The following is a 16,452-nucleotide window of genomic DNA, read 5'->3' as shown; positions in this document are numbered from 1 at the left end:
AATCCGAATGAAATTTACCGATATATTTATTCGTCGTCCTGTTTTAGCAGTTTCAATTAGTTTGTTAATGATTATTTTAGGGTTGCAAGCAATCTCGAAATTGGCAGTGTGTGAATACCCTAAAATGACTACTACAGTCATTACAGTGAGTACCGCATATCCAGGGGCAGATGCGAATTTAATCCAAGCATTTGTTACGTCAAAATTGGAAGAATCTATCGCGCAAGCCGATAATATTGATTATATGTCTTCGACTAGTGCGCCTAGTAGTTCGACTATTACAATAAAAATGAAATTAAATACCGATCCTGCAGGCGCGTTAGCAGATGTGTTAGCCAAAGTGAATGCAGTAAAGTCAGCATTACCAAATGGTATTGAAGATCCTAGTGTATCCTCTTCTTCAGGTGGGAGCGGTATTATGTATATCAGTTTCCGATCTAAAAAACTAGATTCTAGTCAGGTAACTGATTACATCAATCGTGTAGTCAAACCACAGTTTTTTACCATTGAGGGTGTTGCCGAAGTACAGGTATTTGGTGCAGCTGAATATGCATTACGTATTTGGCTAGATCCACAAAAAATGGCAGCTCAAAATCTTTCTGTGCCAACAGTGATGTCTGCCCTTTCTGCAAATAATGTACAAACGGCTGCGGGGAACGATAATGGCTATTATGTGAGTTATCGTAATAAAGTAGAGACTACAACGAAATCAGTGGAACAACTCAGCAACTTAATTATTTCATCAAATGGCGATGATTTAGTGCGTTTGCGTGATATTGCAACCGTTGAATTAAATAAAGAAAGTGATAATTCGCGTGCTACGGCAAATGGCGCAGAGTCCGTTGTGTTAGCCATCAATCCAACCTCGACAGCAAACCCTTTGACTGTCGCAGAAAAAATTCGCCCTTTATATGAAAGTATAAAAACACAACTGCCAGACAGTATGGAAAGCGATATTCTTTATGACCGCACTATTGCTATTAATAGCTCTATTCACGAGGTCATAAAAACTATTGGTGAAGCTACTTTGATCGTTTTAGTGGTAATTTTAATGTTTATCGGTTCGTTCCGTGCTATTTTAATTCCAATCTTGGCTATTCCAATTTCTCTTATTGGCGTATTAATGCTGCTACAAAGTTTCAACTTTTCTATTAATTTAATGACCTTGCTTGCTTTAATTCTTGCCATAGGTTTAGTTGTAGATGATGCTATTGTGGTGCTGGAGAATATTGATCGTCATATTAAAGCGGGAGAAACGCCATTCCGAGCGGCGATTATTGGTACGCGTGAAATTGCCGTGCCTGTAATTTCTATGACTATCGCATTGATCGCAGTTTACTCACCAATGGCTTTAATGGGCGGCATTACCGGCACATTGTTTAAAGAGTTTGCTTTAACCCTTGCTGGTGCAGTATTTATTTCTGGTATTGTGGCATTAACGTTATCGCCAATGATGAGTAGTAAGTTACTCAAATCCAATGCTAAACCAACATGGATGGAAGAACGCGTAGAACATACCTTAGGTAAAGTAAATCGTGTTTACGAATACATGCTTGATCTCGTTATGCTCAATCGTAAATCAATGCTGGCTTTTGCGGTCGTGATTTTCTCAACGCTCCCATTTTTGTTTAATTCACTTTCTAGTGAATTAACGCCAAATGAAGATAAAGGCGCATTTATTGCAATTGGTAATGCGCCATCTAGCGTAAATGTGGATTACATTCAAAATGCAATGCAACCATATATGAAAAATGTAATGGAAACACCCGAAGTCTCTTTTGGTATGAGCATTGCTGGTGCGCCAACTTCTAATAGCTCGTTAAATATCATCACATTGAAAGATTGGAAAGAACGTTCACGTAAACAATCTGCAATAATGAATGAAATTAATGAAAAAGCAAAATCAATTCCAGAAGTGTCAGTATCAGCATTTAACATTCCTGAAATTGATACAGGGGAACAAGGCCCTCCAGTCTCTATTGTATTGAAAACTGCACAAGATTATAAATCTTTGGCAAACACCGCAGAGAAATTCCTCAGTGCGATGAAAGACTCTGGCAAATTTATTTATACAAATTTAGATTTGACCTATGACACAGCGCAAATGACAATTTCAGTAGATAAAGAGAAAGCGGGTACTTACGGTATTACAATGCAACAAATCAGTAATACTTTAGGGAGTTTCTTATCTGGTGCGACAGTTACGCGTGTGGATGTGGATGGACGCGCTTATAAAGTCATTTCGCAGGTAAAACGAGATGATCGCTTATCGCCAGAAAGTTTCCAAAATTATTATTTAACTGCATCTAATGGTCAATCAGTGCCATTAAGTAGTGTTATTAGTATGAAATTAGAAACTCAGCCAACATCATTACCGCGTTTCAGCCAATTAAATTCGGCTGAAATCAGTGCTGTACCAATGCCGGGTACATCAAGTGGTGATGCCATTGCTTGGCTTCAACAACAGGCAAATGATAATTTGCCACAAGGATACACTTATGATTTCAAATCCGAAGCTCGTCAATTAGTACAAGAGGGTAATGCACTTACGACGACTTTCATTCTTGCTGTTGTAATTATTTTCTTGGTGCTTGCCATTCAGTTTGAATCTATACGTGACCCAATGGTAATTATGATTTCTGTACCATTAGCCGTAAGTGGTGCATTAGTGAGCTTAAATATTTTATCCTTCTTTAGCATCGCAGGAACAACATTAAATATCTACTCTCAAGTTGGGTTGATTACTCTCGTGGGATTAATCACCAAACACGGTATCTTAATGTGCGAAGTGGCAAAAGAAGAACAGCTTAACCATGGTAAAACTCGAATTGAGGCAATCACTCATGCTGCAAAAGTACGTTTACGCCAATCCTAATGACAACGGCGGCAATGGTAGCTGGTTTAATTCCATTACTCTATGCAACAGGTGCAGGAGCGGTATCTCGCTTTAGTATTGGGATAGTGATTGTAGCGGGATTATCCATTGGTACTATTTTCACCTTGTTCGTCTTGCCTGTAGTATATAGCTATGTCGCAACTGAACACAAACCATTACCGGTTTTTGATGAAAATAAAACAACCCACTAATTAAAACATAGAAAAAACAAACCGCACTTAGGTTATCTTACGTAATTCGTACTTATAAATAGTTGTTTATCCAACTTTTTTGAGCATAACCTGCATAAGTGCGGTATTTTTTTATTCTGTTAATTATATAAATAATCCACTTATGTTAGTCTTTATTTAAAGACTATTTTTCAGTAAACTTAGCGAATTTTGTTGAATTATTAAAATTATCACTTCAAATCTAGGAATTTATTGTGGCACATCGAGATTTTGCTGCGCGTCGTAGCTCAAATAATAAGAAAAAAAATAAGAAAAAGAATACAAATGTCTTGATTTTTCTTGCTTTATTTATTGTTCTAGTTTTTGTTGTTGGACTTTATTTGTTGAAAAATAAGAACAGTAAGGTAAGCGTGCAGCAAGCTATAACACAACAGGAAAAAGCTCAACCTAAAAGTGTGTTACCTAATCGTCCAGAGGAAGTGTGGAGTTATATTAAAGCCTTAGAAACGCGTACTGTACCTGTAGATAATAATCCAGCGAGTGTAGAACAAAATATGCGTTTAACAGAAGAACAACGTCAAGTTTTAATTCAAATGGAAAGAGATCAAAAAGCGGCTGATGAAGCTAGAAAACTGGCTGAGCAACAGAGAATAGAAGATGCAACGAGAACTCAATCCAAAAAAACGGAAGATATGAAAAATACAGAGGCAGAAATCGTAAAATCGGAATCAATTAAAAAGCAAGACTCACAGAAAATTGAAAGCGCAAAAAAAGTAGAACAAATAAAAACGGTTAATAATGTACGGGATAGCAAGAAATTTGGTTTACAATGCGGTGCTTTTAAAAATCGAGCTCAAGCTGAAAATTTGCAAGGTCGTTTACAGATGACAGGATTAAATGCTCAAATACAAACTAACGGCGAATGGAACCGTGTTCGTGTAGCAAGTTTTGATACTCGAGAGCTTGCAGTACAGGCGCAAAGTAGAGCTAAAACTGTTACCGATTGTGTTGTGATTGGTATGTAATATATATTTATTTTAATGCTGAGTACCAAAAGGTGGTTTTGCAAACCAAATCACAATAAACAATCCTAAGAATCCCATAGCTGATAACCAAAATATTTCATTTGCGCCAATAATAAATCCTTGCGATGTTATTTGTTGAGCGAGGTAAGCTGAAGTTTGCGTATCACTTAAACCAAATTGATTCATTTGATGGTAAAAACTTTGGGAAATTGGGTTATAAGGATTAATGTGTTCTGTTAATTGAGTGTGGTGAACAGCTTCACGGTTATACCACATAAATGTGGTCAAAGATGTTCCTACAGAACCCGCTAAAGTTCTCAAAAAGTTAAATAAGCTAGAGGCTGAAGCCATTTTATGCTCAGGCAAGCCAGACAGCGTTATTGTAGTAAGTGGCATAAAGAAACAGGACACCGCTAAACCTTGCACTAATTGTGGTAAAGCTACATCAACAAATGTCATTGATGGCTCGAAAGTTACCGCTCGCCAATAAAATGTTATTGCATATACAATAAAGCTTATCGTCACTAAAATTCGCATATCGATCTTATAACCGAAACGCCCAATAATCGGTGAAAGCAAAATTGGGAATAATCCAACTGGGGAAGCCGCAAGCCCTGCCCACGTTGCGGTGTAATGGAAGACTTGTTGTAGCAAGAGCGGAATTAATACCACAGAACCTAGATAAATCAAAAAGGCTAAACTAGTACATAAACACCCTACGCTAAAATTACGAGAATGGAAAAGCGAAATATCCACTATAGGATTGTCATCTGTCAATTCCCAAATAACCAAGGCAATCAGACAAACGACAGCAACAACGGCTAATATAATGATTTCATTAGAATTAAACCAATCTTGCTCACGACCCTGATCAAGCATTAATTGCAAACATCCCACGCCTAAGACAAGTAAAACTAAACCGACTTTATCAATAGGTTGATGAACAATTTCACTTTCTCTGCTTCCCAAAATCTTCCAGCTGATTAGCACAACTAACAAACCGATCGGAACATTGATAAAAAAGATCCATCCCCAATGGATATTATCGCTAATCCATCCGCCTAAAATTGGGCCAAAAATAGGCGCAACCACAATAGTCATTGACCAAAATGCCAATGCCATTCCGCGTTTTTCTGGTGGATAATTATTTAATAATAAACTTTGCGAAAGAGGGATCACTGGACCTGCGACAGCACCTTGAATGACGCGAAAAATAATTAACGCCTCAAGACTATCTGCAATCCCACAGAGCCAAGAAGAGACAACAAATAAAAAAGTTGAGACTAAAAATAACCGCACTTCGCCAAAACGTTTTGCTAACCAACCCGTTATTGGAATAGAAATCGCATTTGCTACCCCAAAAGAAGTAATTACCCACGTGCCTTGACTAAAAGATGCGCCAAGATCGCCAGCAATAGTAGGAATTGCCACATTTGCAATGGTAGAATCTAATACCTGCATAAAGGTGGCAAGAGATAAGACCAGCGTTAATAAAATCATGGCACCACCTTGAATAGGCGGGAATTTTTTTGCGGAATTGTCCATAACGCCGCCTTAATAGCTGTTTTGCTGAATGATAGATTCAATCAAATTTTCTACCGCACTTTCATTATATTTAAGTGTATCAGTAGAAAATAACGTTTTCGGTTCTGCTTTTTCTCGTAGCATTGCGCCTGATGAATCTGAAATTCTTACTTTTGCCGTTGCAGAAAGACCAATTCTCAATGGCGTTTCTGTAAATTGTTGTGGATCTAATTTAATTCGCACAGGTACGCGTTGCACCACTTTAATCCAGTTACCCGTAGCATTTTGTGAAGGCAAAAGAGAAAATGCATTGCCAGTCCCCATTTCAATACCATTTATCACGCCATCAAATTCTTTATTTTTACCGTATAAATCAAAATGAATTTTCACTGGCTGGCCAATGCGCATATTCGTTAATTGAGTTTCTTTAAAGTTAGCTTCTAGCCACATTTGTTCATTAGATACCACCGCCATTAACGCGCCACCCACTGAAACGGCTTGCCCAACTTGAACATTACGACGCGCCACATAGCCATCAATTGGACTTCTAATTTTTGTACGTTGCAAATTTAACCAAGCCTGTTTGAGTGAACTCATTGCATTTTGTATTTGCGGTTGTTCACGTAATGGAACGTTACGCAATAAAGCCTGATTAGCAGCCAATTGATTTTTAGAGGCATTTAAATTTGCTTTGGCAAGCTCGACAGCTTCTTTTGCGTGTTGGAAAGATTCTTTATCAATCGCACCCATTTTTTCAAGTTGAACTCGGCGCGCCAAATTGCCTTGTGCTTGAGCTAAAGAAATTTCATTGGCGTGCACAGCTGATTGCAATTGCTGCACAGTGAAACCGAGTTGTTCTACCTGACGTACAGCATTGGCGAGATTGCTTTTGGCCTGTTCGAAACTAAGTTTCGCATTCGTATCATCCAATTCAACTAGAATATTACCTGCATGGACTTTATCCATATTGTCAGCATTAATCTTCGCTACATTACCTGCAACTTGTGATGATACCATTACTTGATTTCCACCCACATAAGCATCTTCTGTTTCTTCAAAATCCTTCAAGAAGAAAAACCAATACAAAGCACAAGCAATACCAATAATAAGCAAGATAAAAATAAAAATGCTTAAATTTTTTTTACGATTAGTTTTCTTTGATACAGATTTAGTTGATGGGTTTTCAGTTGCAATTTGCGTCATAATGCCTTCCCTAAGCTGGGATAATGTTTAAAAATGAGATATTTGAGATAACCTTTAAAACTATCAAAAATAAAATGAAAGGTCATTATGAAACTTTAAAAAGGGGAACTCAAGGGAAATCATCATATCTTTATTTTCTAGATTAATGAATATTCTAAAGATATAGTCTCATTAATTTGATTTATTTTCGGGTAAGAATTAAAAATCGGCAATCATAGCGATTTTTTTCATCCGCCTTACGATATTCATCAAATTCAATTTCCCACTCCTCCCAATTCAATTGAGGGAAAAAAGTATCGCCATCTAGTTCTGTTTGAATTTGAGTAAGGTATAACTTATCTGCTTTGGGTAAATATTGTTTGAATAACTCTCCCCCACCAATCAACATAATTTCATCAAAATCTCTGACAAAATTGACCGCACTTTCAAAGCTATCTTTCCATATCACACCTTCGTGTTCAAAAAGCTGGCGAGAAAGTACGATATTGGTACGTTTAGGTAGTGGACGACCAATACTTTCAAAGGTTTTACGCCCCATAATGACAGGTTTACCAGTGGTGTTCTGACGAAACCAAGCTAAATCTGCAGGCAAGTGCCAAGGCATTTGGTTATCTTTACCAATCACATTATTTAATGTTGTCGCCACAATTAAACTAAATGTCATAAATCCCCCTAAAATTTGCCGTTACTATACCTGATATTAAGTGATTTTTCATTGATTTAGTGATAACGTTAATGCCAATTTTAAGAACTTGGAAAGGACTATGAACAAAAAACAATCGTTGTGAAATTCGGTACAAGCACGCTAACTCAGGGTTCGCCAAAACTGAATTCACCGCACATGATGGAAATCGTTCGTCAAATTGCACAACTGCACAATGATGGATTTCGTATAGTGATCGTGACTTCTGGTGCGATTGCAGCGGGTCGCGATTATCTGAATTATCCTCAATTACCACCCATTATCGCCTCAAAGCAACTGCTTGCAGCGGTTGGTCAGAGCCAATTAATTCAGGCTTGGGAAAAATTATTTGCTATTTATGATATTCATATCGGGCAACTTTTATTAACCCGTGCCGATATTGAAGATCGCGAACGTTTTTTAAATGCGCGAGATACTTTACACGCACTTTTAGATAACCACATTATTCCTGTGATTAATGAAAATGACGCGGTGGCGACTGCGGAAATTAAAGTAGGTGACAATGACAATTTATCGGCATTAGTCGCTATTCTTGTGCAAGCGGAACAGCTTTATTTATTGATTGATCAACAAGGTTTATTTGATAGTGATCCGCGTAAAAATTCTGAAGCGAAATTAATTCCAGTTGTAGAACAAATCACCGATCATATTCGATCAATTGCAGGAGGAAGTGGTACAAATCTTGGTACTGGTGGAATGATGACCAAAATCATTGCTGCCGATGTTGCGACTCGCTCTGGAATTGAAACCATTATTGCTCCAGGTAATCGCCCAAATGTAATTGCAGATCTTGCTTATGAACAAAATATTGGTACAAAATTTATTGTACACCAATCTGATCGATTAGAAAGCCGCAAACAATGGCTTTTCGCCGCACCATCGGCAGGTATTATTACCATTGATAACGGTGCGCAAAATGCCATTTTTGAACAAAATAAATCTTTATTACCCGCTGGTATTATTAACGTGGAAGGGCGTTTTTCGCGTGGTGAAATAGTCAAAATACGCACTCAATCATTTAAAGACATTGCGCTGGGTATGTCACGCTATAACAGCGATGCCCTACAATTAATTAAGGGCAGAAAATCAGCAGACATTGAGAATGTTTTAGGCTATGAATATGGCGCAGTGGCAATGCATCGTGATGATATGATTATTTTGTCATAATGTCCTTTGGTTGATAAAAGCACTGATTTATGAAACAATCTTGAGCTATTTTTATAGGAAAAATTTAAGGTAAAACGATAGTGATCGATTTTGATGGCTACCGTCCAAATGTGGGTATTGTGATTTGTAATCGCAAAGGGCAAGTGCTTTGGGCGAAGCGTTGTGGGCAAAATTCGTGGCAGTTTCCGCAAGGTGGCATTAATGATAATGAAAGTGCCGAGCAAGCGATGTATCGCGAACTACACGAGGAAGTTGGTTTACAACCTAAAGATGTGCGTCTGTTATATGTTTCTAAACATTGGTTACGCTATAAATTGCCAAAGCGTTTATTGCGTTATGACAGCAAGCCGATGTGTATTGGGCAGAAACAACGCTGGTTTTTGCTACAGCTTGTTAGCGATGAAAAAAACATCAATATGCAAACAACTAAATCGCCAGAATTTGATGGGTGGCGTTGGGTAAGTTTTTGGTATCCTGTTCGTCAAGTTGTGTCTTTTAAGCGAGATGTTTATCGAAAGGTAATGAAAGAGTTTGCTTCGATACTATTTACGGACAACCCACTAATATTTTCCGCATCTCGTGAAGCAAATTCACAGCATTATTCGGCAAACAAAAAATATTCTCAGACAAAATACACGAAACGCCATTTTTATAAATCAAGAGGCCAATAATGTTCACTTTTATTCTTCTTTGTTTACTTGTTGGTGCATTAGCGGGTTTTCTTGCAGGATTATTTGGTATCGGCGGTGGGTTAGTAATTGTGCCAACGTTAGTGTATTTACTGCCTATTGTAGATGTACCAGAATCTTTGTTGATGTCTACCGCACTTGGAACATCATTTGCTACCATTGTGATTACTGGCATTGGATCGGCACAACGTCATCATAAATTAGGTAACATAGTCTGGCAGGCAGTTCGCATTTTAGCTCCGGTTATTATGCTTTCTGTTTTTATTTGTGGTTTATTCATTGGAAGACTTGATCGTGAAATTTCTGCCAAAATTTTTGCTTGCTTAGTGGTATATTTAGCCACAAAAATGGTACTTTCGATTAAAAAAGATCAAGTTACAACAAAATCACTTACCCCTCTTTCTTCCGTAATTGGCGGTATTTTGATTGGTATGGCATCTAGTGCTGCGGGGATTGGCGGTGGTGGATTTATTGTACCGTTTTTAACTGCTCGTGGCATTAATATCAAACAAGCTATCGGTTCTTCCGCATTTTGTGGGATGCTATTGGGCATATCAGGGATGTTTAGTTTTATAGTGAGTGGTTGGGGAAATCCATTAATACCTGAATATTCGCTCGGTTACATTTATCTTCCCGCAGTGTTAGGCATTACTGCCACTTCATTTTTTACTTCCAAATTAGGCGCAAGTGCAACCGCTAAATTGCCTGTTTCAACCTTAAAAAAAGGTTTCGCCCTTTTCTTAATTGTGGTTGCGATCAATATGTTTCTGAAATAAGGAAAATTATGAATTCAAATTATTTACTTCTTCCCCACTTTGATCCGAGTATTTTTACGCTTGGCGATAGCAATATCGGCTTACGTTGGTATGGTTTGATGTACCTTTTAGGTTTTGTTTTTGCACGTTGGCTTGCGGTTCGCCGTGCTAATCGCCCAAATAGCGGTTGGACAGTAGATCAAGTTGATACCTTACTTTTCAATGGTTTTATGGGGGTGTTTATTGGCGGACGTGTTGGCGATGTATTTTTCTATAATCTCGATCATTTCTTACAAGAACCACTTTATTTATTCCGCGTTTGGGAAGGGGGAATGTCGTTCCACGGTGGCTTAATTGGTGTAATTGGTGCTATGATTTGGACATCCTATTCACAAAAACGTAATTTTTGGCAAACGGCTGATTTTGTTGCGCCTTTGATTCCGTTTGGTTTAGGTTTAGGCAGAATTGGTAATTTCATTAATCTTGAACTATGGGGACGCGAAACGAATGTGCCTTGGGCAATGATTTTCCCGAATGATCCTCTTTTACTGCCTCGTCATCCATCACAACTTTATGAAGCCTTTTTAGAAGGCCTGGTGTTGTTTACGATTCTGAATATTTTTATTAAAAAACCACGTCCAATGGCTTCTGTTGCGGGTTTATTCTTAATTGGTTATGGTGTCTTCCGTTTTATTGTGGAATATGTGCGTGAACCTGAAGTTGAAAATTTCTTTGGGATTATTACACGAGGGCAAGCCCTTTGCTTGCCGATGATTATTGGTGGTGCTTTCATTATGGCTTGGGCTTATTCACGCAAAAGTGCGGTCATAAAATAGGAGATTTTTATGAAGCAATATCTTGAGCTTTGTCGCCGCATTGTTAGTGAAGGGGAATGGGTTGCCAATGAACGTACAGGTAAGCATTGCCTCACGGTCATTAATGCAGATTTAGAATATGATGTGGCGAATAATCAATTTCCGCTGATTACTACCCGTAAAAGTTATTGGAAAACGGCCATTGCTGAATTTCTAGGTTATATTCGTGGATATGACAATGCCGCTGATTTCCGCGCACTTGGCACGAAAACTTGGGATGCTAATGCGAATGAAAATGCAGCTTGGCTTGCAAATCCGCATCGTAGAGGCGTTGATGATATGGGGCGCGTATATGGTGTGCAAGGCAGAGCATGGCGTAAGCCTAATGGAGAAACCATAGATCAGCTACGTAAAATTGTTAATAACTTAACGAAAGGTATTGATGACAGAGGAGAGATTTTAACTTTTTTTAACCCTGGGGAATTTGATCTTGGTTGTCTTCGTCCTTGTATGCACACGCATACTTTTTCTCTTGTGGGCGATACTTTACATCTTACTAGTTATCAACGTTCCTGTGATGTTCCGCTTGGATTGAATTTCAATCAAATTCAGGTGTTTACCTTCTTAGTGCTTATGGCTCAGATCACGGGCAAAAAAGCCGGCAAGGCATATCATAAAATTGTGAATGCGCATATTTATGAAGATCAGCTTGAGTTAATGCGTGACGTACAACTTAAACGCGAGCCTTTCCCATTACCAAAATTAGAAATCAATCCAGATATAAAAACCCTTGAAGATTTAGAAACTTGGGTCACGATGGATGATTTTAAAGTCGTTGGCTATCAATCTCATGAGCCAATTAAATATCCTTTTTCCGTCTAATGGATGCAGCAAAAGTGCGGTCAGAATTTGACGAGAAAATGATGCGCTACGCCCTTGAGCTTGCCGATAAAGCGGAAGCGTTAGGTGAGATTCCTGTGGGGGCGGTGCTGGTGGATGACGCTGGAAATATTATTGGAGAAGGTTGGAATCTCTCCATTGTTCAAAGTGATCCTACTGCACATGCTGAAATTATCGCTTTGCGTAATGGCGCGAAAAATATTCAAAATTATCGCCTACTGAATAGCACGCTTTATGTGACATTAGAGCCTTGCACAATGTGTGCAGGGGCAATTTTGCATAGCCGTATTAGACGCCTTGTGTTCGGTGCATCTGATTATAAAACTGGCGCGATTGGATCACGTTTTCATTTTTTTGATGATTACAAGATGAATCATACTTTAGAGATTACATCTGGCGTATTGGCAGAAGAGTGTAGTCAAAAATTGAGTACATTTTTTCAGAAAAGACGCGAGGAGAAAAAAATAGAGAAAGCATTATTAAAAAGTCTGAGTGATAAGTAATTCTTTATTTTTTCTTATATTTGAAACTTAAAATCCAGGATTGATCGTTATCTCAAATCCTGTTACTTTCGGAAATTCTTCTTGAATTAGTGTTAATAATTCAATTTGTCTAAATAGAATCCCCTGCCGAACAATAGCATTAGACACTTCAATAAAAATTAAATGATCTGTTATGTTGCCAATACGAAATTTGCCGTGAAATTCCTGTGGAAAAATGCGGTTAAATTTTTGATTAAGTTCATTGATGGCAAGACCTTTTTTGATTATTTTGGCAAAGGGCGATTGCTCAAGCACATCCGTAATATTGACTGCTTTTTGATAACGTTCAGCCTTGTTTTCCATAAAGTCTGCCCTCAGTAAATGACATCAGTTTAGATTTCCGCTACAATACACGCAATTTTCATAATAAACAATGAGACGAATGATTTCAGGCACTGTCAAACCGAATTTTTGGTCGCGATTACTTTTAAGTATCATCGCGATTTTTGCTTTGCCTAACGCACAAAGTTTTGAAAATCAAAATAATACGGAAAATTATTCCTCAAGTGTTTCCATTCAACAAGCGTTAGAAACGGTAAAAGTAGCACGTGAAGTGCAACGACAAGCCATTCCTCAACCTTCAATTTCCCGTCAAACTAAAAAACAACCTAAAATTCAACCGCACTTTTTAGCGGATGTATTGAATCTTAGTGCGCCAATTCGAGCAGGTCCCTTGCTTATTTAATTTTTCTGTTTTTTGTGAAGAATATTGCTATTGAAATAGCGATATTTTAAAAAATTATTGTGCATGAAATAAAGTATTTCATAAGCATTTAACTATTTAACTTATATATTTAAAAAGAGAAATTATGAGCATTTTAACAAGAATTTTTGGTAGTCGTAATGAACGCGTTTTACGTAAATTAAAAAAACAAGTCGTAAAAATTAATAAAATGGAGCCTGCTTTTGAGGCATTAAGTGATGATGAATTAAAAGCAAAAACACAAGAGTTTCGTGATCGTTTAAGTGGTGGCGAAACTTTGCAACAAATTTTACCAGAAGCATTCGCAACGGTACGCGAAGCAAGTAAGCGTGTGCTTGGTATGCGCCATTTTGATGTTCAGCTTATCGGTGGAATGGTATTGACCAATCGTTGTATTGCAGAAATGCGTACTGGTGAAGGTAAAACATTAACGGCGACTTTGCCTTGTTATTTAATCGCACTTGAAGGTAAAGGCGTTCATGTTGTCACGGTGAATGATTATCTTGCTCGCCGAGATGCAGAAACAAACCGTCCGTTATTTGAATTTTTGGGTATGAGCGTAGGCGTCAATATTCCTGGTTTATCGCCAGAAGAAAAACGTGCAGCTTATGCGGCAGATATTACTTATGCAACCAATAGTGAACTTGGTTTTGATTATTTACGTGACAACTTAGCCCACTCAAAAGAAGAGCGTTTCCAACGTACTTTAGGCTATGCGTTGGTGGATGAAGTGGATTCTATCTTAATCGATGAAGCACGTACGCCATTGATTATTTCTGGTCAGGCAGAAAACAGTTCAGAGCTTTATATTGCGGTAAATAAATTGATCCCAAGTTTAATTAAACAAGAAAAAGAAGATACGGAAGAATATCAAGGAGAGGGCGATTTCACTTTAGATTTGAAATCTAAACAAGCGCATTTAACCGAACGTGGTCAAGAAAAAGTAGAAGATTGGTTAATTGCACAAGGTTTAATGCCTGAGGGGGACTCTTTGTATTCTCCTAGTCGAATTGTATTGCTTCATCACGTTATGGCTGCATTGCGTGCGCACACATTGTTTGAAAAAGATGTCGATTACATTGTGAAGGACGGTGAAATCGTGATTGTTGATGAACACACTGGTCGTACAATGGCGGGGCGTCGTTGGTCAGATGGTTTGCACCAAGCCATTGAGGCAAAAGAAGGGGTGGATGTTAAGAGCGAAAACCAAACTGTTGCGTCAATTTCTTATCAAAACTACTTCCGTTTATATGAACGTCTTGCGGGTATGACAGGGACTGCGGATACCGAAGCATTTGAGTTCCAACAAATTTATGGCTTGGAAACTGTTGTAATTCCAACAAATCGTCCAATGATTCGTGATGATCGCACTGATGTGATGTTTGAAAATGAACAATATAAATTTAATGCGATTATTGAAGACATTAAAGATTGTGTAGAACGCCAGCAACCAGTATTAGTGGGGACGATTTCAGTCGAAAAATCAGAAGAATTATCTAAAGCGTTAGATAAAGCAGGTATAAAACACAATGTGTTGAATGCGAAATTCCACCAACAAGAAGCGGAAATCGTGGCAGAAGCAGGATTTCCTAGCGCAGTGACTATCGCAACGAATATGGCGGGTCGAGGTACGGATATTATTCTTGGCGGTAACTGGAAAGCGCAGGCTGCCAAATTAGAAAATCCAACTCAAGAACAAATTGAAGCCCTTAAAGCAGAGTGGGAGAAAAACCACGAAATTGTAATGAAAGCGGGTGGGTTGCATATTATCGGTACAGAGCGTCACGAATCTCGTCGTATTGATAACCAGTTGCGCGGTCGTTCTGGGCGTCAAGGTGACCCCGGTTCTTCTCGTTTCTATCTTTCTTTAGAAGATGGTTTAATGCGCATTTATTTGAATGAAGGTAAACTCAATTTAATGCGTAAAGCGTTCACGGTAGCAGGCGAGGCAATGGAGTCGAAAATGTTGGCGAAAGTGATTGCATCTGCTCAAGCAAAAGTTGAGGCGTTCCATTTTGATGGGCGTAAAAACCTACTTGAATATGATGATGTGGCAAATGACCAACGTCACGCGATTTATGAGCAACGCAATCATTTGCTTGATAATGATGATATTTCTGAAACTATCAACGCTATTCGCCACGATGTGTTTAATGGTGTGATTGATCAATATATTCCACCACAATCTTTGGAAGAACAATGGGATATTAAAGGGCTTGAGGAACGTTTATCTCAAGAATTTGGTATGGAATTACCGATTTCTAATTGGTTAGAAGAAGATAATAATCTTCACGAAGAAAGTTTGCGCGAACGCATTGTGGAAATTGCAGAAAAGGAATACAAAGAAAAAGAGGCTTTGGTTGGCGAAGACGCTATGCGCCATTTTGAAAAAGGTGTTATGTTGCAAACCTTAGATGAACTTTGGAAAGAACACTTAGCTTCGATGGATTATTTACGCCAAGGTATTCATTTACGTGGCTATGCGCAAAAAGATCCAAAACAAGAGTATAAAAAAGAATCTTTCCGTATGTTTACGGAAATGTTGGATTCTTTAAAACACCAGGTTATCACGACTTTAACCCGTGTACGTGTGCGTACTCAAGAAGAAATGGAAGAAGCTGAACGTGCTCGTCAAGAAATGGCTGCTCGTATCAATCAAAATAATTTACCTGTGGATGAAAATAGTCAGACAACTCAAAATTCAGAGACTGAAGATTATTCAGATCGTCGCATTGGTCGCAACGAGCCTTGTCCTTGTGGGTCGGGTAAAAAATATAAGCATTGTCACGGCAGTCGTGTGGCACGCCAGTAATGAACAATCAAAGTGCGGTGATTTTTCACCGCACTTTTTTCATACCTCTACATTGGATAGAAAAATGGATAAAAAAATTATACAAGTTGCTGCGGGGATTATTCGTAATGAATTTGGTCAGATCTATTTAACGCAGCGTTTAGAAGGACAGGATTTTGCCCAATCTTTAGAATTTCCCGGTGGAAAAGTAGATGCGGGAGAAACCCCAGAACAGGCTTTAAAACGTGAACTGGAAGAGGAAATAGGCATTGTTGCGTTAAATGCAGAACTTTATGAACGTTTTCAATTTGAATATCCAACAAAAATCATTTCTTTTTTCTTTTATCTGGTAAATGAATGGATTGGTGAGCCTTTTGGGCGAGAGGGGCAAGAAGGTTTTTGGGTTGAGCAGCGCGCATTGGATGCAGGACAGTTTCCCCCCGCGAATGCAAAATTAATTCATCGATTACTAAATGAAACTCACAATTTCATATAAAATAAATGTGGTTTAAAGTTATGTTAAAAGATTTAGTATGATTTATCACATATAACTTTTTAATATACTCGCC

The 16,452-nt window shown here is 38.2% G+C and carries 14 protein-coding genes and 1 pseudogene; 11 read left to right on the top strand and 4 right to left on the bottom strand.

Translation table 11 applies throughout. The annotated features are described in order from the left end of the window. The first annotated feature begins 7 nt into the window (after window positions 1-7). Window positions 8-3,087: pseudogene (acrB, locus tag DQN49_RS00520) on the top strand (multidrug efflux RND transporter permease subunit AcrB). 233 nt (window positions 3,088-3,320) lie between these two features. Beyond that, window positions 3,321-4,091: an SPOR domain-containing protein gene (locus tag DQN49_RS00515; RefSeq protein ID WP_006995557.1), complete on the top strand. Its 771-nt coding sequence runs from the start codon at window positions 3,321-3,323 to the stop codon at window positions 4,089-4,091. Window positions 4,092-4,103: 12 nt separating this feature from the next. Here DQN49_RS00515 and DQN49_RS00510 read toward each other — a convergent pair whose 3' ends face one another. From DQN49_RS00510 to folA, 3 genes are all read right to left on the bottom strand, one after another. Beyond that, the gene (locus DQN49_RS00510; protein ID WP_006995558.1) at window positions 4,104-5,636 is read right to left on the bottom strand and encodes a DHA2 family efflux MFS transporter permease subunit; all 1,533 of its coding nucleotides are present in this window, start codon (window positions 5,634-5,636) and stop codon (window positions 4,104-4,106) included. Window positions 5,637-5,645: 9 nt separating this feature from the next. Then, window positions 5,646-6,818 carry an EmrA/EmrK family multidrug efflux transporter periplasmic adaptor subunit gene (locus DQN49_RS00505; protein WP_006995559.1) on the bottom strand — a complete coding sequence of 391 codons (1,173 nt, stop codon included), beginning with the start codon at window positions 6,816-6,818 and terminating at the stop codon, window positions 5,646-5,648. 181 nt (window positions 6,819-6,999) lie between these two features. Next, on the bottom strand, window positions 7,000-7,482 hold the full coding sequence (gene folA / locus DQN49_RS00500) for a type 3 dihydrofolate reductase (RefSeq protein ID WP_006995561.1): 483 nt from the start codon (window positions 7,480-7,482) through the stop codon (window positions 7,000-7,002). Window positions 7,483-7,596: 114 nt separating this feature from the next. Between folA and proB the strand changes: the two genes are divergently transcribed. From proB to tadA, 6 genes are all read left to right on the top strand, one after another. Next, the gene (gene proB / locus DQN49_RS00495) at window positions 7,597-8,688 is read left to right on the top strand and encodes a glutamate 5-kinase (RefSeq protein ID WP_032826261.1); all 1,092 of its coding nucleotides are present in this window, start codon (window positions 7,597-7,599) and stop codon (window positions 8,686-8,688) included. Window positions 8,689-8,768: 80 nt separating this feature from the next. After that, window positions 8,769-9,359, top strand: a complete 591-nt coding sequence (rppH, locus tag DQN49_RS00490; RefSeq protein ID WP_005655829.1) for an RNA pyrophosphohydrolase — start codon at window positions 8,769-8,771, stop codon at window positions 9,357-9,359. After that, the gene (locus DQN49_RS00485; RefSeq protein ID WP_006995563.1) at window positions 9,359-10,153 is read left to right on the top strand and encodes a sulfite exporter TauE/SafE family protein; all 795 of its coding nucleotides are present in this window, start codon (window positions 9,359-9,361) and stop codon (window positions 10,151-10,153) included. Before rppH ends, DQN49_RS00485 begins: the two co-directional genes overlap by 1 nt. A gap of 8 nt (window positions 10,154-10,161) precedes the next feature. Continuing rightward, window positions 10,162-10,968 (top strand): prolipoprotein diacylglyceryl transferase, encoded by an 807-nt coding sequence (gene lgt / locus DQN49_RS00480; protein WP_006995564.1) that lies wholly within the window; start codon window positions 10,162-10,164, stop codon window positions 10,966-10,968. Between the two features lie 9 nt (window positions 10,969-10,977). After that, window positions 10,978-11,829, top strand: coding sequence for a thymidylate synthase (locus tag DQN49_RS00475; protein WP_006995565.1), 852 nt, complete (start codon window positions 10,978-10,980; stop codon window positions 11,827-11,829). Beyond that, window positions 11,829-12,350, top strand: a complete 522-nt coding sequence (gene tadA / locus DQN49_RS00470) for a tRNA adenosine(34) deaminase TadA (protein WP_006995566.1) — start codon at window positions 11,829-11,831, stop codon at window positions 12,348-12,350. The genes DQN49_RS00475 and tadA overlap by 1 nt, the downstream gene beginning before the upstream one ends. Before the next feature lie 27 nt (window positions 12,351-12,377). Here the strand turns inward: tadA and DQN49_RS00465 are convergent, their stop codons facing one another. Beyond that, window positions 12,378-12,692, bottom strand: coding sequence for a DUF721 domain-containing protein (locus DQN49_RS00465; protein ID WP_006995567.1), 315 nt, complete (start codon window positions 12,690-12,692; stop codon window positions 12,378-12,380). A 79-nt stretch (window positions 12,693-12,771) separates the two neighbouring features. On the opposite strand from DQN49_RS00465, the gene secM reads away from it, so the two are divergent. The 3 genes from secM (at window position 12,772) to mutT (ending at window position 16,379) form a co-directional block, all read left to right on the top strand. Continuing rightward, complete coding sequence (gene secM, locus DQN49_RS00460; protein ID WP_013527283.1) at window positions 12,772-13,074, top strand: secA translation cis-regulator SecM; 303 nt, start codon at window positions 12,772-12,774, stop codon at window positions 13,072-13,074. A 124-nt stretch (window positions 13,075-13,198) separates the two neighbouring features. Beyond that, window positions 13,199-15,904, top strand: a complete 2,706-nt coding sequence (secA, locus tag DQN49_RS00455; protein WP_006995569.1) for a preprotein translocase subunit SecA — start codon at window positions 13,199-13,201, stop codon at window positions 15,902-15,904. Between the two features lie 64 nt (window positions 15,905-15,968). Next, on the top strand, window positions 15,969-16,379 hold the full coding sequence (gene mutT, locus DQN49_RS00450; protein WP_005648100.1) for an 8-oxo-dGTP diphosphatase MutT: 411 nt from the start codon (window positions 15,969-15,971) through the stop codon (window positions 16,377-16,379). The last annotated feature ends 73 nt before the right edge of the window (window positions 16,380-16,452 follow it).

Source organism: Haemophilus aegyptius, assembly GCF_900475885.1.
In the GTDB taxonomy this organism is placed as follows: Bacteria; Pseudomonadota; Gammaproteobacteria; order Enterobacterales; family Pasteurellaceae; genus Haemophilus; species Haemophilus influenzae.
The sequence above is the reverse complement of the archived record's forward strand: the minus strand, read 5'-3'. Positions and strand labels throughout refer to the sequence as shown.

What these genes read in the sequence shown, in the direction of transcription:
- DQN49_RS00510 (WP_006995558.1), bottom strand. Translation starts at nt 5,636, where the DNA reads ATGGACAATTCCGCAAAAAAATTCCCGCCTATTCAAGGTGGTGCCATG.
- DQN49_RS00505 (WP_006995559.1), bottom strand. Translation starts at nt 6,818, where the DNA reads ATGACGCAAATTGCAACTGAAAACCCATCAACTAAATCTGTATCAAAG.
- folA (WP_006995561.1), bottom strand. Translation starts at nt 7,482, where the DNA reads ATGACATTTAGTTTAATTGTGGCGACAACATTAAATAATGTGATTGGT.
- DQN49_RS00485 (WP_006995563.1), top strand. Translation starts at nt 9,359, where the DNA reads ATGTTCACTTTTATTCTTCTTTGTTTACTTGTTGGTGCATTAGCGGGT.
- lgt (WP_006995564.1), top strand. Translation starts at nt 10,162, where the DNA reads ATGAATTCAAATTATTTACTTCTTCCCCACTTTGATCCGAGTATTTTT.
- DQN49_RS00475 (WP_006995565.1), top strand. Translation starts at nt 10,978, where the DNA reads ATGAAGCAATATCTTGAGCTTTGTCGCCGCATTGTTAGTGAAGGGGAA.
- tadA (WP_006995566.1), top strand. Translation starts at nt 11,829, where the DNA reads ATGGATGCAGCAAAAGTGCGGTCAGAATTTGACGAGAAAATGATGCGC.
- DQN49_RS00465 (WP_006995567.1), bottom strand. Translation starts at nt 12,692, where the DNA reads ATGGAAAACAAGGCTGAACGTTATCAAAAAGCAGTCAATATTACGGAT.
- secM (WP_013527283.1), top strand. Translation starts at nt 12,772, where the DNA reads ATGATTTCAGGCACTGTCAAACCGAATTTTTGGTCGCGATTACTTTTA.
- secA (WP_006995569.1), top strand. Translation starts at nt 13,199, where the DNA reads ATGAGCATTTTAACAAGAATTTTTGGTAGTCGTAATGAACGCGTTTTA.
- mutT (WP_005648100.1), top strand. Translation starts at nt 15,969, where the DNA reads ATGGATAAAAAAATTATACAAGTTGCTGCGGGGATTATTCGTAATGAA.